Consider the following 20,710-nt stretch of genomic DNA (forward strand, 5'->3'; position numbering starts at 1 on the left):
GATGAACCCACCGTTCGACACGCCCGATCTTGGCTTGGAAAAATTCGCCCTCGGCCAACCCGTGCCCCGCCTTGAAGACCCCAGCCTGCTGCGCGGTGAAGGCCGCTATAGCGATGATCTCGCGTGCGCCGGGCAGCTCTACGCGGTGATGCTGCGCAGCCGCCACGCCCATGGCCAGATCACGGCGATCGATCTCGAGGCGGCGCGCGCCATGCCCGGCGTTCACCTCATCGTGACCGGCGCGATGCTGCGCGAAGCCGGGATCGGGCGCATCCCGCACGGGTTCCAGCAGCCGGGGAGTGACGCGGCGCCGCTGATCTCGCCCGCTTACCCGCCGCTTGCGAGCGATCGCGTGCGCTATGTCGGCGAGCCGGTCGCCTGCGTCGTCGCCGAGAGCGTGGCACAGGCGAAAGATGCGCTGGAAGCGATCGTGCTTGAAATCGAGCCGCTGCCCGCGGTCACCACGGCGCGCGAGGCCGCCGCCGCCGGCGCGCCGCAGCTCCATGAGAGTGCCCCGGGCAATATCGCGCTTCGTTATCATTATGGCGATCGCGATAAGGTCGCGGCGGCGTTTGCGCGCGCAGCGCATGTGACGAGCCTCGATCTCCGCAATAACCGCATCGTTGTCTGCCCGATGGAGCCGCGCAGCGCGATCGGCGAATACGATGCCCAATCTGGCCGTTTCACCCTCCATGTCGGCTGCCAAGGCGTTTTTGGCTTGCGCGCGGCGCTGGCCGAGGCCATGGCCGTCGGCGTCGAGAAAATCCATGTGTTGACCGGCCATGTCGGCGGCTCGTTCGGGATGAAAGCGGGCTGCTACCCGGAATATCCGGTGCTGCTCGAGGCCGCGCGACGCCTCGGCCGGCCGGTGAAATGGACCGATGAACGCAGCGAGAGCTTCCTTTCCGACAGCCACGGCCGCGACCACGAAATGCACGCCGAACTGGCGCTCGATGCCGCGGGCAAGATCCTCGCCGTCCGCCTCACGGGCTTTGGCAATGCCGGCGCTTGGCTCACCAACGCCGCGACCGTGCCGCCGACCGCCAATGCCGCCAAAAACATCGTCGGCGTCTATGCGACCCCGTTGATCGAGATCGACACCGCGTGCGTGTTTACCAACACGACGCCGGTCGGCCCCTATCGCGGCGCTGGGCGGCCGGAGGGGAATTACTATATCGAGCGATTGATCGAGACCGCGGCGGTGGAAATGGGCATCGACCCCATCGAACTCCGCCGCCGCAACCTGATCCGCCCCGAGGCGATGCCCTATGCCGCGCCGAGCGGCATGACCTATGACAGCGGGGAATTTCCGGCGATTCTCGACCAGGCCCTGGCCCGCGCCGACTGGGACGGGTTTGCCTCGCGCCGCGCCGACAGTGCCGCGCGCGGGCTCTTGCGCGGGCGCGGGATCGGGCATTATCTCGAAGTCACGGCGCCGCCCTCGCGCGAGATGGGCGGCATCCGCTTCGACGCCGATGGCGGCGTCACGATCATCACCGGCACCCTCGATTACGGCCAAGGCCATCGCACGCCGTTCGCCCAGGTGCTGGCTTCCAAGCTCGGCATCCCGATCGATCGGGTCCAGCTGCTGCAGGGTGACAGCGACGCGCTGATCGCCGGTGGCGGCACGGGCGGGTCGAAATCACTGATGGCGAGCGGGGCGGCAATCCTCGAAGCAAGCGATCTGGTGATCGCGCGCGGCAAGAAGGCGGCGGCCTATTTGCTCGAAGCCGCCGAGGCCGATATCGAGTTCGCGATTAGCCCAGGCGGCGGCCGTTTCGCCATCGCCGGGACCGACCGCGCGATCTCGCTCCTTGACCTCGCCGCGCGCTTGCGCGAAAGCCCGCCACCCGAGGACGTGCCGGCGAGCCTCGATGTGCGCCACATCCATCAAGGCGCCCCCTCGGCCTTCCCCAATGGCTGCCATATCGCCGAAGTCGAGATCGACCCCGAAACCGGGTGCGTGCGGGTTGCGCGCTATACCGCGGTCAATGATTTCGGCACCGTGGTCAATCCGCTCCTGGTCGCGGGGCAGGTGCAGGGCGGGATCGCCCAGGGGATCGGCCAGGCGCTGATGGAGGCAACGCAGTACGACAGCGAGGGCCAGCCGCTCACCGGCAGCTACATGGATTACGCCCTGCCGCGCGCCGGCGATCTCGTCGCGATCGACAATGATTTTCACCCGGTGCCGGCGCGGACCAATCTGCTCGGCGCCAAGGGGTGCGGCGAGGCGGGCTGCGCCGGGGCGCTGCCGGCGGTGATGAACGCGGTCATCGATGCGCTGCGCTCGCGCGGCATCCATCACCTCGACATGCCGGCGACCCCGGAGCGGGTTTTCGCCGCCCTGCAGAGGTAAGAGTATCTCTTCTCATATTTAAAAAGAGAATTATTCAAAAGGCGAATTCCTTGTCCCGCGGGCGGGGCTCGGGGTGCTACCCGCAACGGCGTCCCGTGGGGTGATGGTCGCGCCGCTCTTGGTCACGATGAAGCATTTGCGTCGCGTCTGAGCCGGAACGCGTGTTCGGCCTCGGCCTGATGCGGTGGGCGCCTCGGTTGCGCGGAAATATATTACTGGATCGGCGGCCCGGCGAGAAAGACCAGGCCGAGTAACAGCAGCCCCGCGACGCTGAAAAGCGCGAGAAAAAGGGTGAGTTCATGCCCGAGCACGAAGCTCCGCGGCCGCGCCGGCCGCGCCCGGCGGGCTTTGGCGGGTGCGGGCTGCCAGTGGCGCAGCGGCGCCGGCGGCATCGGCGCGCGCGCGGGGGCGGCGACGAGAAAAACATAGCCCGCGGCAAGCAGCGGGATGACAAGCGCGAGCGCCGGCGCCTCGCCCGCGATCCAAGGCTGAAGCAGCGGGTCAGAGACCGCCATCCGCCCTGCGATCGCGGCGAGAAGCGTAATACCGAGCCGCACGAGCCAAGGCTCCGCCGCCATCAGCCGCGAGAGCCAAGCGCTGCCGAGCATCAGGGCGAAGATGCTGCCGAAAAGACCGATCGCGAGATAGACTGCGCTTCCCCCCGCGATCACGGCGAGCGCCAGCACATTATCGAGGCTTAGGGCGACGTCGGCGAAGGCGAGGAGAAGCGCCATCGCGACCATCCCCTCCCGCCCCGCGCGCGGGGCGAGCACGGGCGGGCGAGCATTGGCGCCGAGCGAGAGCGCGATCGCGCCCAGCACGACGGCGCCGATCAGCTTCATCCCCGGCCAGGCAAGCAGCGCCCCGGCGCCCGCGATCAGCGCGAGACGGAGGGCGACGGCGGCGAGTGTCGCGAGCACAGTGATCTGGCCGAAGCGGCGCGCCGGCAGCCCGCGCGTCAAAAGCGCGATCACCAAGGCATTATCGCCGGCGACCAGCACATCGACGAAGAAAATCGCGACCGGCTTGGCGATGATCGCCGGCAGCAAGCCGCCACTCATGGCAAAGCCGGCTCGCTGGCGGCCGCCCCGCGTGGCGTAAGGCTGCCGACGACGGCGGGCGCCGACGCGCCGGCCGCCCGCTCGGCCGCACCTTGGCCAGCCCCCAGGGCAGTCCCCAGGGCAGTCCCTTGGGCAGTCCCTTGGGCCGGCAGCCCTGTTTCGAGGTAGCGGAGCAGGGCCGCATCAGGCGCGAGCATGAGCGTCGGCGCGGCCTTGGCCATGGCGCCGCGATAGGTCTCCATCGCGCGGTAAAAGGCGAAAAACCGCGGGTCACCCTTCGCCGCCTCGGCAAAGAGCTGGTCGGCCGCGGCGTCACCGCTGCTTTTGGTGATACGGGCGGCGCGTTCTGCCTCGGCGAGGATCACGGTGCGCTCGGCATCGGCATGAGCGGTGATTTCTTGCGCCCATTCCGAGCCCTGGGCGCGCAATTCCTTGGCCTCGCGCTGGCGCTCCGAGGTCATGCGGTCATAGATCGCCTGGCTGGTTTCAAGCGGCAGATCGGCGCGGCGGATGCGGACATCGGCGACCGTGATGCCGAGCGGGCGGGCGCTCTCGGCGACTTCCCGGCGAATGACGTCGATGGTCGCCGCGCGCTCGGCCGAGAGCAGGGCCGGCAACATCACGCGGCCGAGCACGCGGCGGAGCGAGGTGCTGACGATCTGGGTGAGCTGGGTGCGCGCTTGCGAGAGGGTTTGCACGGTCTCGGCGAAGCGCGTCGGATCATCGATGCGAAACAAAGTGTAGGTATCGATCTCGACCCGTTTTTGATCGCCGAGGATGATCAGCTCGGTCGGCGGCTCGAGCGCCTGCAAGCGGCTGTCATAAAGGGTCGCGGCATCGATGAAGGGCCATTTGAGGACGAGCCCGGGCGCCGTCTCCACCGCGACCAAGCGGCCAAAACGCTGGATCAGCGCCTGATGCGCTTGTGGGACGCCGATCCAGGCATCGGCGAGGGTCGCGCCCAGCCCGACGAGCAGCGCGAGGGCGAGAGACCAGCGGGCGAGCTTGGTCATGGCGCGTGGCCCGGGATGGTCGCCGGCGCTGCCTCGGCTTTCGCCCCCGGGCCCTCGCCGAGCGGAAGATAGGGGACGACCGCGCCCATCCCCTTGCCGCCAGGGTCGAGGACGACGCGCCCGGCATGGGCGAGCAACGCGTCCATGCTGTCGAGATAAAGGCGCCACGAAAACACCTCCGGCGCGCGGAGATAGACATCATGCGCGGCGTGATAGGCGCTGACCTCACCTTCGGCGAGCGCCACGACCTGCCGGCGATAGGCCTCGGCCGCCTCGGTGATGCGTGTCGCTTCGCCGCGCGCGCGCGGGAGGATGTCGTTGCGGTAGGCTTCGGCCTCGTTGCGGGCACGCTGCTGGTCGGCGCGGGCGCGCTGGACGTCGTTGAAGGCATCGATGACGGCGGTCGGCGGGTCGACGCGCTGCAACTGCACCTCAATCACCAAAATCCCGGCGCCATAGGAATCGAGCAGCGCTTGCTGTTCCGCTTGCGCTTCGGCGGCGATGCGCTGACGTTCCTCCGAGAGCGCCGCCTGGATCGGATTGCGCCCGATCACCTCGCGTACCGCCGTTTCCGCCGTCATGCGCACCAGGGCTTCGGGGTCCTGGATGTGGAAAAGATAGGCCCCAGCGTCCTTGATCTTCCATAATACAGAGTATTCCGCCTCGACGATGTTTTCATCGCCGGTCAACATGCGAATGCCACCCGCGCCCGCCGCACCGCCCGCGGGCTGGGGTTTCGCCTCGCTGATCCTGATCTCGTTGATGCTAGTGACATGGGCGAGAATGACGCGCTCGAGCGGGGGTGGAAGATGGTAATGGAGCCCCGGCGCCGTCGTCTCGCGCCAGCGCCCAAAGCGCAGCACCATCCCTTGCTCGTCGGGCGCCACTTTGTAGATCCCAGCGGCACCCCACCCGAAGAGAACGCATAAGGCCAAAAGTGCGAGATGGCGCCGTGAGAGAGCCCGCTCGCGAAAAACAGCGCCCAAGGCGGCACGCAGGATTTCACCGGCGCGGCCGCCCGCGCCGATGGCTTCATCGTCCTCGCCCAAGGGGAGCATCGGCGGCTCTCTCATGCCAAAAGCCGCGAGAGACCGAGGGTGAGGAGCAAGAGAGCGTTGGCGGCGAAAATCACCGGGCTCGCCGCGCGGAGGAGGCTCTGCCAGGTGCGCCCCGCCGCCCCGCCGGCAATACCGAGCGCGACCAGCGCCGGCATGGTGCCAAGCCCGAACGCCGCCATCGCGACCGCCCCACGCCAGGCGGCCCCGCTCGCCGCCGCGACCGCGAGCGCGGCATAGAGAAACCCACACGGCAGAAAGCCGAGTGCCGCACCCATCGCCATTTCGCCCCAAAACCCGCGACCCTCGCCGCCCGCCCGCCCGATCAGGCGCGCAAGCCGCGCGACCAGCGCGCCGGCGACCCCTCGGCCGACGCCCGTCCCCGCGCGTGCCAGGCGCGGGAACCAGCGCCGCAGCGCCTGATCGGCGAATAGCAGGGCGGCGAGAATGAGCACGACCCCGCCGCCGCGCGCAAACCAGGCGCGCTGGCCCAACGCCCCGCCAAGCCAAGCGGCCGCAGCCCCGAGTGTCGTATAAACGCTGATCCGGCCGAGATGATAGGGAAGCAAAAGCCCGGCGCCGAGACGATGGCGCTCGCAGAGACCAGCGGCGGGAATGCGGGCGAGACGTCCCGCGACCTGGCCGAGCACGAAAGGCCCACACATCGGCCCGCAATGCGCGACACTGCCGACGGCACCGGCGACCAGAAGACCGACCAAAACCCCGCTTTGCGCCGCTGCCGTCAGGCCAGCGGTGCTACAAAGCGGCCTCATTACTGAGATAAAATCAGGCATCGACAAACGATCACGCGAGTTTCTGCTGCCCGCATTGATCTATGTCAACGCGCCGTCGCGTTATTTGATGCAACCATATTTTTTATATTGTCGTGAGAATCTAGCGCGGATCAAGGAAGAAGGAGTCTTTGATGGACGGAGAAGAAAGCATCAGCAGCCTGGTTATTGGCGTGCTGATGGTGGTCTTTGGGCTGATCGGCCTCACCCTTGCGGCCGGTGCGCTCGATATAGAAATGGCGATCTTCGGCTGGTCGCTCGCTGGGTTCTCAGTCGTTTTCCTCTTCGGCCTGATCCGCCGGCATTTCGACGACAAATCGGCAGCGCGCGCAGCAATGGGGGCGGATCATGGCTAATACGATGGCGCTCGCCCCTCCCGTTCGCTACAATGATGACGTCGTCAAGAAGTTCGTCATCGCCAGCATGTTCTGGGCGATCGTCGGCTTTCTCGTCGGCGTTTTCATCGCCGCCCAACTCGCCTGGCCTGCGCTCAATTTTTGGCAGCCCTACCTCAATTTCGGCCGTCTGCGGCCGGTTCACACATCGGCGGTGATTTTCGCGTTTGGTGGTTCGGCGCTGATCGGAACCTCGTTTCACGTCGTCCAGCGCACGTGTCATGCGCGGCTTTTTGGCGGCAAGGCGCTCGCGAATTTCATCTTCTGGGGCTATCAATTCTTCATCGTCATGGCGGCCTTGAGCTACGTACTGGGCTTTTCCAAAAGCCGAGAATATTCTGAGCCCGAATGGCATCTCATTCTGTGGCTGGTGATCGTCTGGGTCGCCTATCTGGTCGCGTTCACCGGCACCCTGCTCCGCCGCGAGGAGCCCCATATCTACGTCGCCAACTGGTTTTACCTCTCCTTCATCCTCACTGTCGCAATGTTGGTGATCGTTAATAATCTTGCGGTGCCGGTCTCGATCTATGCGGCGAAGAGCTATTCGCTGTTTTCCGGGGCGCAGGACGCGCTGGTGCAATGGTGGTACGGCCATAACGCGGTCGGGTTTTTCCTCACCGCGGGCTTTCTCGGCATGATGTATTATTTCATCCCGAAAGCCGCCAACCGGCCGATTTATTCCTATCGGCTGTCCATTGTGCATTTCTGGTCGCTGATTTTCATCTATATCTGGGCAGGTCCGCATCATCTGCACTGGACGGCGCTGCCGGATTGGACTCAGACCGTCGGCATGGCGTTCTCAATCATGCTGTGGATGCCATCCTGGGGTGGCATGATCAATGGTCTGATGACGCTCTCAGGGGCGTGGGACAAGCTGCGCACCGATCCCGGATTGCGCTTCTCCGTCACCTCGGTCGGGTTTTACGGCATGTCCACTTTCGAGGGGCCGGTGATGTCGGTGCGCACCGTCAATGCGCTGAGCCACTATACCGATTGGGGCATCGGCCACGTCCATTCCGGCTCGCTCGGGTGGGTCGCGATGATCACTTTCGGCGCGATCTATTATCTCGTGCCCAATCTCTGGGGGCGTAAAGGGCTTTACTCGACGCGCCTCGCCGCGTGGCATTACTGGATCTCAACCCTCGGCATCGTTCTTTACATCAGCGCGATGTGGGTCGCTGGGATCATGGAAGGGCTGATGTGGCGCGCTTATGATGCGCAAGGCTTCCTGCAATACGCCTTCATCGACAGCATCAACGCGGTGCATCCCCTGCTGATCATTCGCTGGCTCGGCGGTGTCTTCTTTCTGACCGGCGCGGTGATCATGGTGTATAATTTGATCATGACCGTGCGCAGCCCCAAGACCGCGATCAGCGGCTCTGGCCTCATTGGCCTGCCACTTCCCGCCGCCGGAGACTGAACCATGCGCTTTCGTCACGAGATTCTCGAAAAGAACGCCATTTACCTGCTGCTCGCGTCGCTGGTCGCGGTCGCGATCGGCGGGATGGTGGAGATCATTCCGCAGTTCTTCATCGAGAACACGATCGAGCCGGTCAAAGGTGTGCGGCCTTACACGCCGCTCGAACTCGCCGGCCGCAACATCTATATCCGCGAGGGCTGCTATCTCTGCCACAGCCAGATGATTAGGGCCCTACGCGATGAAATCGAGCGCTACGGGCATTACTCTCTCGCCGCAGAAAGCATGTATGATCATCCCTTCCAATGGGGATCGAAACGCATCGGCCCCGATCTCGCGCGCGTCGGCGGGAAATACTCCAATGACTGGCATTACGCGCATCTGCGTAACCCGCAATCGATGGTGCCCGAGAGCCTGATGCCGCATTATGCTTTCCTTGAAGAGACGCCGCTTTCATATGATCGGATCGACGCCGATCTCCGCACCAATAAAACGGTCGGCGTTCCCTATGATGACGCCGATATCGCCAACGCCAAGGCCGATCTTGAATCGCAGGCCAATCCCGATGCCGATCACACGTCCCTCCTCAAGCGCTATCCAAAAGCCGTGGCCGCTTCCCACACCAAACCCTATATCAGCGAAATGGATGCCTTGGTCGCCTATCTGCAAATGCTTGGGACATTGGTCGATTTCGCGGATACCAACGAAGAGAAGCTCGATCGTTGAGGCGCGGCCATGACACCCAATACCCTCCATACGTTGCAAGGATATCTGCTGCTTGCCGCCGTTTTCGTGTTCGCCGTTTTGTTCATTACGGTCTATTGGCCGCGCAACAAAGCTGAGATCGAGCGACACGCCCTCATTCCCCTCGATGACGATCGCTGAGGAGCGCTGCGATGCCGACCAAAATTGAAAAAGATGTCATCAGCGGCCGCGACACCACTGGCCATGAATGGGATGGCATTCGCGAACTCAACACGCCACTGCCGAAATGGTGGGTCTATGTCTATCTTGCCACCATTGTTTGGGCACTCGGCATGTTCGTCCTCTATCCCGCCATTCCTCTCGGGACGCGGGCGACGACCGGCCTTCTTGGATTTTCCTCGCGCGCGCAAGCGATGGCCGGCTTTCAGGAAATGAACGCGCTGCATGCAACGCAGATGCAAGAGATCGGCCGCATGAGCTTCGCCGATATCGAGAAAAACCATGATTTGATGGAGGTCGCGCTGACCGCCGGGCGCATCACGTTTGCCAATAATTGCCAGCCCTGTCACGGGCCGAACGGCGAGGGTAGGATTGGCTATCCCGCGCTCGATACCGATGTCTGGCGCTGGGGTGGAAGCCTAGACGCCATTCAGCAGACCATCACGCATGGCATTCGCTCGGCCGATCCCGATGCCCGCAACAGCCAGATGCCCAATTTCGGCGGCGACAAGCTTTTAACGCCCGCACAGATCGAGGATGTCGCTGACTATGTCATGACGCTTTATGGCAAGGCCAAGACAGGGGTCGACACCAGTGCCGGGGAAAAATTGTTCGGTGATAATTGCGCGCCCTGTCATGGCGCCAAGGCCGAGGGCAACCGCGACGTCGGCGCGCCGCCACTTGCCTCGCGCGTGCATCTTTACGGTGACAGCCGCGCCGCCGTCGTCGCGCAAATCACGCATCCCCGCATGGGCGTCATGCCGAACTGGAATCATCGCCTGTCGCCTGCGACCATCAAAGCGGTTGCACTTTATGTTCACTCCCTCGGCGGCGGCGAATAACCGCTCGACGCGAGCAAACGGAATACGACGATGAACGTCTCCCACCCAAAGCCGGAAGCCGACGTCGCACCGCCCACCTCGCTTTATGCCAACCGCGTGCGGGTCTATCCGAAAGCGGTCGATGGGCCAGTGCGGCGCGTCAAATGGCTGGTGCTCGTGCTTTGCCTTGGCGTTTACTATGCCGTGCCCTGGCTGCGGTGGAATCGCGGGCCGGATGCACCGCATCAGGCGGTGCTCCTCGATTTATGGAACGAGCGATTTTATTTTTTCAATGTCGAGCTCTGGCCACAAGATATCTGGTTCCTCACCGGAATTCTGGTCTTGAGCGCGGTGTCGCTGTTTCTCGTCACCAGCCTCTTCGGGCGGCTCTGGTGTGGCTATAGTTGCCCGCAGACCGTGTGGACCGATCTTTTCATGCTGGTCGAGCGCAAGATCGAGGGCGATCGCAATGAGCGCATACGGCGCGATCGTGGCCCACTGACGTTCGACAAAGCGTGGCGTAAAATCGCAAAGCATGCGGCCTGGCTTTTCATCGCGTTTTGGACGGGTGGCGCCTGGGTGATGTATTACACCGATGCGCCGACCTTCGTGCATGATTTCTGGACCGGGCACGCCTCGACCAGCGGCTATGTCTTCACCCTTCTCTTGACCGCGACCACCTATCTTCTCGCCGGCTGGGCGCGCGAACAGGTGTGCACTTATATGTGTCCCTGGCCACGATTTCAGTCGGCGATGCTCGATGAAAATACCTTCGTCGTGACCTATGAAGCCTGGCGTGGCGAGCCGCGCGGGCATGGCAAGCGGCTGGCTGCGGCGGCAACAGCGGCGGCGCCACTCGGCGACTGCGTCGATTGCAATGCCTGTGTGCATGTCTGCCCGACCGGTATCGACATTCGTGACGGTTTGCAGCTTGAGTGCATCGGTTGTGGTCTTTGCATCGATGCCTGCAATCATGTCATGGCGAAAACGGGCAGCACACCATGGTTGATCACCTGGGACACGGTTGCCCGCCAGACAGCGAAAAAATCGGGGGTCAATCCGTCGCTCGGTCTTCTTCGCCCACGCACGCTGATCTATCTCGCGGTGCTCGCGATCGGCTCGATCGCCATCCTCACCGGATTGATGCTGCGTTCGACGATTGGGCTGACGGTTGCTCATGACCGCGCGCCGCTCTATGCGCTGCTCGAAGATGGCGGCGTGCGCGATGGCTATACGCTCGGCTTCGTCAACAAGACGCCGCGCGCCGCCGATTTCGAACTCTCGGTCGTCGGCTTGCCGGGTGCCAAGCTCATTCTCTCCGAGATCAGCCCGAAGCCCGAGACCACCGCAACCGTGCCGATGCCGGCTGATCAACTGCGCACGCTGCGTGTGCTCGTGCAAGCGCAGCCCGATCATCTCGTCGCTGGGCGGGAGAGTTTCGACTTCGTTTTGCGTAACCGCGAGACCGGCGCGAAAACCACCTACCACGCACTCTTCATGGGGCCAGTCAGTCATGACCGATGATATCTGGAACCGGCACGCAGCACGCGACGAAGCGCGCTCGCCCTGGCGGTTTTACCCGATAGCGATCGCGGGTGCGCTGTTCCTCGTCTTTCTCGTCAATGCCGGCATGGTGTGGAGCGCGCTTGCAACCTTTCCGGGGGCCGCGAAGGAAAACGGTTTCGATGAGAGCAACGTCTATAACAGCGTTATGGCGGCGGCGGCCCAGCAGAAGGCGCTGGGCTGGCAAGTCAAAACCGCGCTGCAAAATGGGCGCCTCCTGATCACGCTCCATGATCGCACTGGCGCGGCGCTCAATGGCGCGCGCATCGACGCCGAGGCCGAGCGCCCGCTCGGGGTAAAAAACACGACGGCTCTCGGCTTTCTTCCTGCTGGCGACGGGCTCTATCTCGCCAATGCAGCCTTGCCTCTTTCTGGCCAATGGGATCTCGCTCTGCACATCACCCAAGGCCAGGAGCAAGTCCGCCTGACCCGGCGCGTGCTCGCGCCATAGCGCGCGATGACGGCGATTTCCCATCCGTCACCCATGCGCGAGGCCGAAGCGGTCTCTGCCGCCTCTCATGCCTGTTCCCATTGCGGCCTTCCGCTCGCCGAGGATGATGGCGCCGACGGGCCGCGATTTTGCTGCGCCGGCTGCGCGGCCGCGTTTTCGCTCATCCAGGGGCTTGGTCTCGGCCGCTATTACGAAGAACGGTGCCTCGATCCCGCCGCCCGCCCGCCGCGCCCCGAGGGCGAGATCAGCGCCGATGTCAGCCGCTTTCTCCGCGCGCGCGAACATGGCGAGAGCGAGATCGAGCTTGCCATCGACGGGCTGCAATGCGGCGCGTGCGTGTGGCTGATCGAGAGCGTGCTCGCGCGCGAGGCGGGGGTGGTTTCGGGGCGGGTGAATATGACGACGCGGCGGCTGCGCCTGCGCGTGCGCGGCGGCGCCGACGTCGCGGCAGCATTGGTCGCGCGCATCGAGGCGCTCGGCTATCGTTTGGTGCCGTTCGACGCCTCCTGCCTTGCCGCCGCCGATGACCGCGCCGGGCGGGCGCTGCTCCGCGCACTCGCCGTTGCCGGATTTGCCGCCGGCAATGTCATGTTGCTCGCCTTTGCCCAATGGGCCGGGCTTACCGAGGGGATGGGCCCGGCGACGCGCGGCTTGCTCGCCTGGATTTCGGCACTGATCGCGCTGCCGACGATTTTTTATAGCGGGTTGCCGTTCTTCCGCTCGGCTTTGGGCGCGCTCCGCGCCCGTCGCGTCACTATGGATGTGCCGATCAGCCTTGGCCTCATCACCGTCACCGCGCTCAGCCTCGCCGATATGCTCACCGGACGCGGGCACACCTATTTCGAAAGCGCCTTGATGCTGCTGTTTTTCCTCCTCCTCGGGCGCGTTCTCGACCAGCGCGCGCGTGGCGAGACGCGGCGGGCGGCGCTGCATCTTTTAGCGCTGCGGCTGCATGAGGTCGCGGTGCTCGGCGAGGGGGAAATGCCGCAACGCCGCGCACCGGAGACGCTTCGGCCGGGGGAATTGATCCTCGTTGGCTCGGGCGAGCGGGTCGGTGCCGATGGCGTGGTGCGCCGCGGCGAGAGCCAACTCGATACCAGCGTCATCACCGGCGAAAGCGCGCCGCTTTCGGCCAAGCCCGGGACGGCGGTCTTCGCCGGCATGCTCAACCTCGGCGCGCCGCTCGTCGTCGCGGTGACGCGGGCCGGCGATCAGACGCTGCTTGCCGAGAGTGTGCGGCTGATCGAAGCCGCCTCGGAGGCGCGCGGCCGCTACGTCGCGCTCGCCGACCGGCTGGCGCGGCTTTATGCGCCCGGGGTGCATGGCGCGGCGCTGTTCAGCTTCGCCCTCTGGTGGCTCGGCCTTGGCGCGCCGCTTGCCCAAAGCCTGACCATCGCCAGCGCCGTGCTCATCATTACCTGCCCCTGCGCGCTCGCGCTCGCTGTGCCGGTTGCGCAAGTGGTCGTGACCGCGCGCTTGTTTCAGGCCGGTGTGCTGCTGAAATCGCCGACCGCGCTCGAGCGTCTCGCCGAGGTCGATACCGTGGTGTTCGACAAGACCGGCACTTTGACTGGCCCGAGCCTCGCCGAGGAGAGCCGCGCCGATGAGGGCGCTTTGCGGCTCGCAGCCGGCCTTGCGGGCGCGAGCCGGCATCCGCTGGCGCGCGTGCTCGCCGCCTCCGCCCCCGGGGCGGCCTTGCCGGCAGGGGACATCACCGAGCACCCGGGTGAGGGGCTCAGCCTTCGTTCCGCGAGCGGCGAAATCCGCCTCGGGAGCCGCGCCTTTGCCGCCGCCTATGCGCCCGAGTCAGCGGGCGAGGGCGCGGAAATCTGGTTCGCCCGCCCGGACGCGCCGCCGCAGCGCTTTGCTTTCCGCGAAACCCCGCGCGAGGGGGCGGCGGCGCTGATCGCCTGGCTCGGCCAGGCGGGGATGCGCGTCTTGCTCGCCTCGGGTGACCGCGCGCAGCCGGTTGGCGCGATCGCCCGCACCCTCGCGATCGCCGAGGCCCATGCCGGGCTTACCCCGGTCGCCAAGTCGCAGCTACTCCGCGCGCTCGGCGCCGCGGGGCGACGTGTGTTGATGGTTGGCGACGGGGTGAATGACGGGCCAGCGCTCGCCGACGCGTTTGTCTCCGCTTCGCCCGCGAGCGGCACCGATCTCGCGCAAAACCTCGCCGATATCGTGTTCCAGGGGCACTCGCTGTTGGTGATGCGCGAGGTTTTGCAGCTGGCGCGGCGCGCGCGACGCGTGATGCGTGAAAATCTCGCCCTCGCCTTCGGCTATAATGCGGTGATGGTGCCATTGGCGATCGCCGGCTGGGTTACACCGTGGCTGGCGGCGGCGGCGATGTCGGCTTCTTCGTTGGTGGTGATGCTGAACAGTTTGCGGTTGCGGCGCTGATGACGGTGCTGCTCTATCTCATCGGGATCAGTCTCACCCTCGGCGCGGGCGGTCTCGCCCTGTTTTTGTGGGCGCTCTGGAGCGGCCAATATGATGATCTCGAGGGGGCTGCGGCGCGCGTCTTGTTCGACGACGCGGGGGCTGCGCCTCAGCGCGCGCCGGAGCAGGCGCGACGGCCCGAACCCTGAACCGGTCAGCGAGATCGCTGACCGATATGCGCGCAGGGTTGGTGGGCGGCGGCGCGCACCCGAAAGTGCCTCAACGCGGGGCGGCGGCTGTTCCGTCCCGCGCCACGGCTGGTGCGCCTGGGCGCCGCCTATCTCGGCAACATCCCGCTGGTTGAAGCCGGACGGCCGATCCTTGCCGCTGCCCGAGATGCCACTGGTGAAAGCGTGTCCCGTGCCGTTCGCGAGGATGCGCAAGTGCTGTTTGCCGCGCGCGCGGAAGCGCGCCGCAGGGGGGATGGCGCGGCGATGGCGGTGATGGATCAAAGCCGTGATCCCGCCCCCCCTTTCCCCGGGCATAGCAGGCTTGACTCGGGCCCGCGTCGATGAGAACAATAGGAGAACATTTTTCCCATTTGCAAGAGGTCAACGTCACCCGTGCGGCCGCTTTCCGCCATCGAGTCTCTGCGCGCGCGGATCGAGACGCTTGAGGGGCGCCGGCCTGGGCGGGCCGTGTTGCCGTTCGGGATCGCGGCGATCGATGCCCATTTGCGCGGCGGCGGCCTTGCGCGTGGGGCGGTGCATGAGATCGCCGGCGGCGGCCATGCGGCGATCGATGCTGCCGCTGCGGCCCTGTTTGCCGCCGGCATCGCCGCTCGCGCCGGCGGCATGGTGCTGTGGTGTCTCGCGCGGCCGGATCTGTTTGCGCCGGCGCTGGCCGAGGCCGGGCTCGGCCCCGATCGGGTGATTTATCTCGAAGCGGGTGACGACAAGACAGCGCTCGCCTGCGCCGAGGAGGGGCTGCGCCATGGCGGGCTTGGCGCTGTCGTCGCCGAAGTCGCACGGCTTTCGATGACCGCCTCGCGCCGGCTGCAGATCGCCGCCGAAGGCACCGGCACCCTCGGCCTCGTGCTGCGCCGCTGGCGGCGCCAGAGCGAGGCGGTGGCGTTCGAGCCGAGCGCCGCCGAGACACGTTGGCGGGTCTCCGTGCTGGCATCGACGCCGCTGCCGGTGCCGGGGGTTGGCCGGCCGCGCTGGCTGGTCGCGCTGATCCGCGCGCGGGCGGGAGAAACTGCCGAATTCGAGCTGGAGGCGTGCGATGACGCGGGTCGTCTCGCTGTTCCTGCCGCGCTGGCCGACCGACCGCTGGCGGCGGCGGGCGGGCGGCGCGGCGCCGCCGGGTGAGCGGCCGCTGGCCCTCATCGGCCAGGATGGCGGGCGGCGGGTGGTGCTGGCCACCGATGCGGCGGCCGCGGCGGCGGGGCTGCGGCCGGGCATGGCGGTGGCCAAGGCGCGGGCGCTGATCCCCCGCCTCGTGACCGCGCGCGCCGATCCGGCGGCCGATGCCGCCGCACTCGAGCGGCTCGCGCTCTGGGCGCTTCGCCATTACGCGCCGCTCGCCGCCGCCGATCCGCCGGATGGCATCGTCATCGACACCACCGGCGCCGATCATCTCCATGGCGGCGAAGAGGCCATGCTTGCCGCCATGCGCGCGCGTCTCGCCGCCGCCGGGATCCGTGCCCGCGCCGCCTGTGCCGACACCTGGGGGGCGGCGCACGCGCTGGCGCGTCATGCGGCGCGGCCGATCACGGTGGCGCCCATCGGTGACACGGCTGCCGCCATCGCGCCCCTGCCGCTCGCGGCCCTCCGCCTCTCGCCGGCGCTGGTCGCCGCTTTGCGAACGCTCGGCTTTCTTCGCATCCGCGATCTCATGGCGCAGCCGCGCGCGCCCCTCGCGCGCCGCTTCGGGCCGGAGCTTCTGCAAAGGCTCGACCAAGCACTCGGGCGGCTCGCCGAACCGATCACCCCGGTCCGCGCGCCCGAGCTGATCGAGGTCCGCCGCCATTTCGCCGAACCGATCGCCACCGCCGAGATCATCGCCGCCGCCATCGCCGCTCTGACCCGGCCGCTTGCCGAGGCGCTGGAAGCCAAGGGGCTCGGCGCCCGCCAGCTCGACCTCCTCTGCCATCGCGTTGATCGCGCCGCCCAGGCGATCCGCATCGGCACTGCCCGGCCGCTCCGCGAGCCTAAACATTTGTCCCGGCTTTTCTGCGAGAAAATCGAGACTATCGACCCCGGCTTCGGGATCGAGACCCTGGCGCTGGCCGCTTCGCTGACCGAGCCGCTGGCCGCAACCCAACGCGCATCCGCGCTGATCGCGGCGCCGGCGCCGGATATCGCCGATCTGATCGACGTGCTCGCCAACCGCATCGGCGCCGAGCGGGTCTATCGCGCCGCCCCGGTGATGAGCGACGTGCCGGAGCGGAGCGTGCGCCGCATCCCGCCCCTCGCTCCCGCGACCGGGGCCTCCTGGCCGGCCGGATGGCCACGCCCGGCGCGGCTTTTCACCCCGCCGGAGCGGATCGAAACCGTTGCCCTGCTCCCCGATCATCCGCCGCTCGCCTTCACCTGGCGCGGCCAGCGGCGGCGGGTTGCGCGCGCCGACGGGCCAGAGCGGATATTCGGCGAATGGTGGAAGCGTGACGCCGAACTGGCGGCGGTGCGGGATTATTTCCGCATCGAGGACGAGGCCGGCGCGCGGTTCTGGATTTTCCGCGCCGGCGACGGTGAAGATGCCGCGAGCGGCGCGCAAGCATGGTTCCTGCACGGGATTTTCGCATGACCGCGGGCTATGCCGAGCTGCAGGTGACCTCGCCGTTCAGTTTCCTGCGCGGCGCCTCATCGTGCGAGGATTTATTCGCGACCGCCGCAACCCTTGGCCTTGCTGCGCTCGCGATCACCGATCGCAACACGCTCGCCGGGATCGTGCGCGCCCACGAAGCGGCGAAAGCGAGCGGTGTTCGCCTGATCGTCGGCTGCCGGCTCGATCTTAGCGATGGCGCCGCGGTGCTCGTCTATCCGACCGACCGCGCCGCCTATGCCCGGCTCTGCCGCCTGCTCTCCTTGGGCAAGCGCCGCGGCGGCAAAGGGCGATGCCATCTCACCTGGGACGATCTCGCCGCCCATGCCGCGGGGCTGATCGCCGTCCTTGTCCCCGATCGCGCCGATGATACGCTGCGGGCGCGTTTGCGAAGACTGCGTGAGCTCTTCGGCGCGCGCGCTCATCTCGCGCTCACGCTTCAGCGGCGGCCCAATGATCAGCTTCGGCTGTGGGAACTTTCCACCTGCGCGGCTGTGTTGCGGGTCGCGACCGTCGTCACCAATGACGTGCTGTTTCACGAACCCGGGCGGCGGCGCTTGCAGGATGTCCTCACCTGCATCCGCCATCATGTCACCATCGATGATCTCGGCGACCGGCGCGAGCGCCACGCTGATCGCTATCTCAAACCGCCGGCGGAGATGCACCGGCTGTTTGCCCGCTACCCCGAAGCGCTCGCCCGCACACTCGCGATCATGCAAGACTGCCGCTTCACGCTTGACGAACTCGCCTATCAATACCCCGAGGAGCGTGACGATCCCAGGCTCACGCCGCAGGAGACGCTCGCCGATCTCACCTGGAAGGGTGCTGCTGCGCGTTATCCGGAAGGGGTTCCGGCAAAGGTGCAGGCAATTCTGCGGCATGAATTGGCGCTGATCGAAAAGCTCGCCTACGCGCCCTATTTCCTCACTGTCCACAGCATCGTGCGTTTTGCCAAATCACAAGGCATTCTCTGCCAAGGGCGCGGCTCGGCGGCCAATTCCGCGGTCTGTTATTGTCTTGGCATCACCGCGATCGACCCTGAGCGCAACGATCTCCTGTTTGAGCGCTTCATCTCCGAGGAGCGGCGCGAGCCCCCCGATATCGACGTCGATTTCGAGCATGAACGGCGTGAGCAGGTTATCCAATGGGTGTTCGATACCTATGGCCGCGATCACGCCGCGCTTTGCGCGACCGTCATCCGCTATCGCGCGCGTGCGGCGCTGCGCGACGTCGGCAAAGCCCTGGGGCTTTCCGAAGATATCATCACCCTGCTCGCAACCCAGCTGTCACGATGGTCGGATGCCGAGATCAGCGACGAGCAGATCGCGGCATTGGGCCTCAATCCTCAAGATCGGCGCTTGCGTCTGACGCTCGCTCTTGCCCGCCAGCTCATCGGCGCCCCGCGCCATCTGAGCCAGCACCCCGGCGGGTTTGTGCTCACGCATGACCGGCTCGACGATCCCGTCCCGATCGAGCCCGCGGCGATGGCCGACCGTCAGGTCATCGAGTGGGACAAAGACGATATCGACGCGCTGCGTTTCATGAAAGTCGACGTCCTGGCGCTTGGCATGCTGAGCTGTCTCCGCCGCGGGCTCGATCTGCTTGCCGCCCACAAAGGGATCGCGCTCGATCTCGCCAGCATCCCCGCCGAAGAGCCGCGCACCTATGCGATGATCCGCCGCGCCGACACGCTCGGCACTTTTCAGATCGAAAGCCGGGCGCAAATGGCGATGCTGCCCCGCCTCAAGCCACGCACCTATTACGACCTCGTCATCCAGGTCGCGATCGTGCGGCCGGGGCCCATTCAGGGCGACATGGTCCATCCCTATCTCCGCCGCCGCGAAGGGCGCGAGCCGGTTGCCTATCCAACGCCGGAACTCGCGCGCGTTCTTGGCAAAACCCTCGGTGTGCCGTTGTTTCAGGAGCAGGCGATGCGGGTTGCCATCGTCTGCGCCGGCTTCACGCCGGGGGAGGCGGATCAATTGCGGAAATCGATGGCAACTTTCAAACAGCGCGGCGGCGTCTCGGTATTTCGCGAAAGGCTGATCGCCGGAATGATCGCCAACGGCTATGAGCAGGCATTCGCCGAGCGCACCTTCCGCCAGCTCGAAGGCTTCGGTGCCTATGGTTTCCCTGAGAGCCACGCGGCCTCCTTCGCGCTCATCGCCTATGCTTCCGCGTGGCTGAAATGCTGGCATCCCGACGTGTTTTGCGCCGCCCTCCTCAACGCCCAGCCGCTGGGGTTTTACGCCCCGGCGCAAATCGTGCGCGACGCCATCGCTCATGGCGTCGAGGTGCGCCCGGTTTCCCTCAACGCCTCGCGCTGGGATTGCACTCTGGAGCCGACGGGGAATAAGGCGCGTCTTGCGGTGCGGCTTGGCTTGCGCATGGTCAAGGGCCTCGCCAACGCCCATGCCGCCGCGATCATCGCCGCGCGCGCCGACACGCCGTTTGCCTCGGTCGAGGATCTCTGGCGCCGCGCGCGTATCCCGCATGCGGCATTGCTGGCGCTGGCCGCCGCCGATGCCTTCCGCCCGGCGTTTGGCCTTGCGCGGCGTGAGGCGCTCTGGGCGATCAAGGCTTTGGGCGCGGCGCCGCTGCCGCTGTTTGCCGCCGCCGACGCCAGCATTGGCGAGATTGTGCCCGAAATCGCCGAACCTGACATCACCCTCCGCCCGATGACCGAAGGCGGCGAGGTGGTGGCGGATTATGATCATCTCGGCCTGTCGCTGCGCGCCCATCCGGTTCAGTTTCTGCGCGCCGATCTCCGCCGGCGCGGCCTCGTCACCTGCGCCGAGGCGATGGCCGCGCGCGATGGCCAATGGTGCGAAACCGCTGGCCTCATCCTGGTGCGCCAGCGCCCGGGCAGCGCCAAGGGGGTGCTGTTCGTCACGCTGGAGGATGAAACCGCGATCGCCAATCTGGTGATCTGGCCGAAGCTGTTCGAAGCCAACCGGCGCGTGATCCTGTCGGCAACGATGCTTGCGGCACGCGGGGTCGTTCAGCGCGAAGGCGAGGTCGTGCACCTCATCGTTCATAAAATCGCCGATCTTTCCAACGCTCTCGCCGCGGTCGGCGCCGGTGATATCGCCATGGGGTGCGAGCCCCCCGGCGAGCTTCGCATCAAAAGCCGGAATTTCCATTAGAGCGCGATCGGTTTAAGTCGATCACGCTCTACCCCTATTTTGGCGAGCAAGTTGGCCGGTTTTGATTGAACAGGATGGTTCAATCAAAACCTACCTTGCTCTAACCCAAGCCACCTTCTTCATCCGCCGCCGCCCAGATCGCCGGCTGGCGCGGCATCTGGCGCCGTCCCGTGCCGCGCTGTCAGCGCCGCAACGAGGCCGGCGATGTCTTTGTCGTCGAACGGCGCGCCAAAAACGTTTTTCATTTTCAGAACCTCTGCCCGCCAGGTGGCGGCGGGAAGCGCGGGTTGTTCATCGACGAACATTGCCGAGTGGCAGATCAGGCAGTCTTGATTGAGGAGAGCAGCGCCCGATCCCTGAAACAGCGCCCCGCGGCTCGGAAGATCAAAAGATTTGGTAGCCCAATCGAAAGTTGGGGGCGCGACGGGCGCGGGCTCTTCCGCCCAAACCAGCGTCACCGCCGCGAGGAGGGCCAGCGCGATTGCAAACATGCGAAACATGGCGGCTCTCCC

Annotated in this window: 18 protein-coding genes; 13 read left to right on the top strand and 5 right to left on the bottom strand. The window is 66.1% G+C overall.

Annotated elements, in window-relative coordinates:
* Position 1 precedes the first annotated feature (1 nt).
* Positions 2 to 2,356 (top strand): xanthine dehydrogenase family protein molybdopterin-binding subunit, encoded by a 2,355-nt coding sequence (locus tag DEF76_RS15725; protein WP_114913105.1) that lies wholly within the window; start codon positions 2 to 4, stop codon positions 2,354 to 2,356.
* A 212-nt stretch (positions 2,357 to 2,568) separates the two neighbouring features.
* Here DEF76_RS15725 and DEF76_RS15730 read toward each other — a convergent pair whose 3' ends face one another.
* From DEF76_RS15730 to DEF76_RS15745, 4 genes are read right to left on the bottom strand one after another with little or no spacing between them, the layout of a single operon-like run.
* On the bottom strand, positions 2,569 to 3,417 hold the full coding sequence (locus tag DEF76_RS15730; protein WP_114913106.1) for a TerC family protein: 849 nt from the start codon (positions 3,415 to 3,417) through the stop codon (positions 2,569 to 2,571).
* Positions 3,414 to 4,430: a protease modulator HflC gene (gene hflC / locus DEF76_RS15735; protein WP_114913107.1), complete on the bottom strand. Its 1,017-nt coding sequence runs from the start codon at positions 4,428 to 4,430 to the stop codon at positions 3,414 to 3,416. The genes DEF76_RS15730 and hflC overlap by 4 nt, the downstream gene beginning before the upstream one ends.
* A complete protein-coding gene (gene hflK / locus DEF76_RS15740) occupies positions 4,427 to 5,503 on the bottom strand; it encodes an FtsH protease activity modulator HflK (protein WP_240319029.1) in 1,077 nt (358 codons plus the stop codon). The genes hflC and hflK overlap by 4 nt, the downstream gene beginning before the upstream one ends.
* Positions 5,500 to 6,258 carry a sulfite exporter TauE/SafE family protein gene (locus DEF76_RS15745; protein ID WP_162800697.1) on the bottom strand — a complete coding sequence of 253 codons (759 nt, stop codon included), beginning with the start codon at positions 6,256 to 6,258 and terminating at the stop codon, positions 5,500 to 5,502. The genes hflK and DEF76_RS15745 overlap by 4 nt, the downstream gene beginning before the upstream one ends.
* 152 nt (positions 6,259 to 6,410) lie before the next feature.
* Here DEF76_RS15745 and DEF76_RS15750 point away from each other — a divergent pair, with 152 nt between their 5' ends.
* The 12 genes from DEF76_RS15750 to DEF76_RS15810 all read left to right on the top strand — a co-directional run bounded on the left by DEF76_RS15750 (position 6,411) and on the right by DEF76_RS15810 (position 20,198).
* Complete coding sequence (locus DEF76_RS15750; protein WP_114913110.1) at positions 6,411 to 6,632, top strand: hypothetical protein; 222 nt, start codon at positions 6,411 to 6,413, stop codon at positions 6,630 to 6,632.
* Entirely contained in the window at positions 6,625 to 8,091 is a 1,467-nt protein-coding gene (gene ccoN / locus DEF76_RS15755) for a cytochrome-c oxidase, cbb3-type subunit I (RefSeq protein WP_114913111.1), read from the top strand. Before DEF76_RS15750 ends, ccoN begins: the two co-directional genes overlap by 8 nt.
* Before the next feature lie 3 nt (positions 8,092 to 8,094).
* On the top strand, positions 8,095 to 8,814 hold the full coding sequence (gene ccoO, locus DEF76_RS15760) for a cytochrome-c oxidase, cbb3-type subunit II (protein ID WP_114913112.1): 720 nt from the start codon (positions 8,095 to 8,097) through the stop codon (positions 8,812 to 8,814).
* Positions 8,815 to 8,823: 9 nt separating this feature from the next.
* Positions 8,824 to 8,973, top strand: coding sequence for a cbb3-type cytochrome oxidase subunit 3 (locus DEF76_RS15765; protein WP_114913113.1), 150 nt, complete (start codon positions 8,824 to 8,826; stop codon positions 8,971 to 8,973).
* Between the two features lie 11 nt (positions 8,974 to 8,984).
* Entirely contained in the window at positions 8,985 to 9,854 is an 870-nt protein-coding gene (ccoP, locus tag DEF76_RS15770) for a cytochrome-c oxidase, cbb3-type subunit III (protein ID WP_114913114.1), read from the top strand.
* Positions 9,855 to 9,884: 30 nt separating this feature from the next.
* Positions 9,885 to 11,357, top strand: a complete 1,473-nt coding sequence (gene ccoG, locus DEF76_RS15775; protein WP_114913115.1) for a cytochrome c oxidase accessory protein CcoG — start codon at positions 9,885 to 9,887, stop codon at positions 11,355 to 11,357.
* On the top strand, positions 11,347 to 11,847 hold the full coding sequence (locus DEF76_RS15780) for a FixH family protein (RefSeq protein WP_114913116.1): 501 nt from the start codon (positions 11,347 to 11,349) through the stop codon (positions 11,845 to 11,847). Before ccoG ends, DEF76_RS15780 begins: the two co-directional genes overlap by 11 nt.
* A gap of 6 nt (positions 11,848 to 11,853) precedes the next feature.
* Positions 11,854 to 14,247, top strand: coding sequence for a heavy metal translocating P-type ATPase (locus DEF76_RS15785; protein WP_240319030.1), 2,394 nt, complete (start codon positions 11,854 to 11,856; stop codon positions 14,245 to 14,247).
* Positions 14,247 to 14,435, top strand: a complete 189-nt coding sequence (gene ccoS / locus DEF76_RS15790) for a cbb3-type cytochrome oxidase assembly protein CcoS (RefSeq protein WP_114913118.1) — start codon at positions 14,247 to 14,249, stop codon at positions 14,433 to 14,435. Before DEF76_RS15785 ends, ccoS begins: the two co-directional genes overlap by 1 nt.
* Positions 14,436 to 14,849: 414 nt before the next feature.
* Complete coding sequence (locus DEF76_RS15800) at positions 14,850 to 15,596, top strand: ImuA family protein (RefSeq protein WP_114912943.1); 747 nt, start codon at positions 14,850 to 14,852, stop codon at positions 15,594 to 15,596.
* Positions 15,511 to 17,034, top strand: coding sequence for a DUF6504 family protein (locus DEF76_RS15805; RefSeq protein WP_114912944.1), 1,524 nt, complete (start codon positions 15,511 to 15,513; stop codon positions 17,032 to 17,034). Before DEF76_RS15800 ends, DEF76_RS15805 begins: the two co-directional genes overlap by 86 nt.
* Positions 17,031 to 20,198 (top strand): error-prone DNA polymerase, encoded by a 3,168-nt coding sequence (locus DEF76_RS15810; protein WP_114912945.1) that lies wholly within the window; start codon positions 17,031 to 17,033, stop codon positions 20,196 to 20,198. The genes DEF76_RS15805 and DEF76_RS15810 overlap by 4 nt, the downstream gene beginning before the upstream one ends.
* Before the next feature lie 119 nt (positions 20,199 to 20,317).
* On the opposite strand, the gene DEF76_RS15815 is transcribed toward DEF76_RS15810, so the two are convergent.
* Positions 20,318 to 20,698, bottom strand: coding sequence for a sulfite--cytochrome C oxidoreductase subunit B (locus DEF76_RS15815; protein WP_114912946.1), 381 nt, complete (start codon positions 20,696 to 20,698; stop codon positions 20,318 to 20,320).
* Positions 20,699 to 20,710 lie beyond the last annotated feature (12 nt).

Origin of the sequence: Acidibrevibacterium fodinaquatile (assembly GCF_003352165.1) — a bacterium.
GTDB lineage: Bacteria > Pseudomonadota > Alphaproteobacteria > Acetobacterales > Acetobacteraceae > Acidibrevibacterium > Acidibrevibacterium fodinaquatile.

What these genes read in the sequence shown, in the direction of transcription:
- DEF76_RS15725 (WP_114913105.1), top strand. Translation starts at nt 2, where the DNA reads ATGAACCCACCGTTCGACACGCCCGATCTTGGCTTGGAAAAATTCGCC.
- DEF76_RS15730 (WP_114913106.1), bottom strand. Translation starts at nt 3,417, where the DNA reads ATGAGTGGCGGCTTGCTGCCGGCGATCATCGCCAAGCCGGTCGCGATT.
- hflC (WP_114913107.1), bottom strand. Translation starts at nt 4,430, where the DNA reads ATGACCAAGCTCGCCCGCTGGTCTCTCGCCCTCGCGCTGCTCGTCGGG.
- hflK (WP_240319029.1), bottom strand. Translation starts at nt 5,503, where the DNA reads ATGAGAGAGCCGCCGATGCTCCCCTTGGGCGAGGACGATGAAGCCATC.
- DEF76_RS15745 (WP_162800697.1), bottom strand. Translation starts at nt 6,258, where the DNA reads ATGAGGCCGCTTTGTAGCACCGCTGGCCTGACGGCAGCGGCGCAAAGC.
- DEF76_RS15750 (WP_114913110.1), top strand. Translation starts at nt 6,411, where the DNA reads ATGGACGGAGAAGAAAGCATCAGCAGCCTGGTTATTGGCGTGCTGATG.
- ccoN (WP_114913111.1), top strand. Translation starts at nt 6,625, where the DNA reads ATGGCTAATACGATGGCGCTCGCCCCTCCCGTTCGCTACAATGATGAC.
- ccoO (WP_114913112.1), top strand. Translation starts at nt 8,095, where the DNA reads ATGCGCTTTCGTCACGAGATTCTCGAAAAGAACGCCATTTACCTGCTG.
- DEF76_RS15765 (WP_114913113.1), top strand. Translation starts at nt 8,824, where the DNA reads ATGACACCCAATACCCTCCATACGTTGCAAGGATATCTGCTGCTTGCC.
- ccoP (WP_114913114.1), top strand. Translation starts at nt 8,985, where the DNA reads ATGCCGACCAAAATTGAAAAAGATGTCATCAGCGGCCGCGACACCACT.
- ccoG (WP_114913115.1), top strand. Translation starts at nt 9,885, where the DNA reads ATGAACGTCTCCCACCCAAAGCCGGAAGCCGACGTCGCACCGCCCACC.
- DEF76_RS15780 (WP_114913116.1), top strand. Translation starts at nt 11,347, where the DNA reads ATGACCGATGATATCTGGAACCGGCACGCAGCACGCGACGAAGCGCGC.
- DEF76_RS15785 (WP_240319030.1), top strand. Translation starts at nt 11,854, where the DNA reads ATGACGGCGATTTCCCATCCGTCACCCATGCGCGAGGCCGAAGCGGTC.
- ccoS (WP_114913118.1), top strand. Translation starts at nt 14,247, where the DNA reads ATGACGGTGCTGCTCTATCTCATCGGGATCAGTCTCACCCTCGGCGCG.
- DEF76_RS15805 (WP_114912944.1), top strand. Translation starts at nt 15,511, where the DNA reads ATGACGCGGGTCGTCTCGCTGTTCCTGCCGCGCTGGCCGACCGACCGC.
- DEF76_RS15810 (WP_114912945.1), top strand. Translation starts at nt 17,031, where the DNA reads ATGACCGCGGGCTATGCCGAGCTGCAGGTGACCTCGCCGTTCAGTTTC.
- DEF76_RS15815 (WP_114912946.1), bottom strand. Translation starts at nt 20,698, where the DNA reads ATGTTTCGCATGTTTGCAATCGCGCTGGCCCTCCTCGCGGCGGTGACG.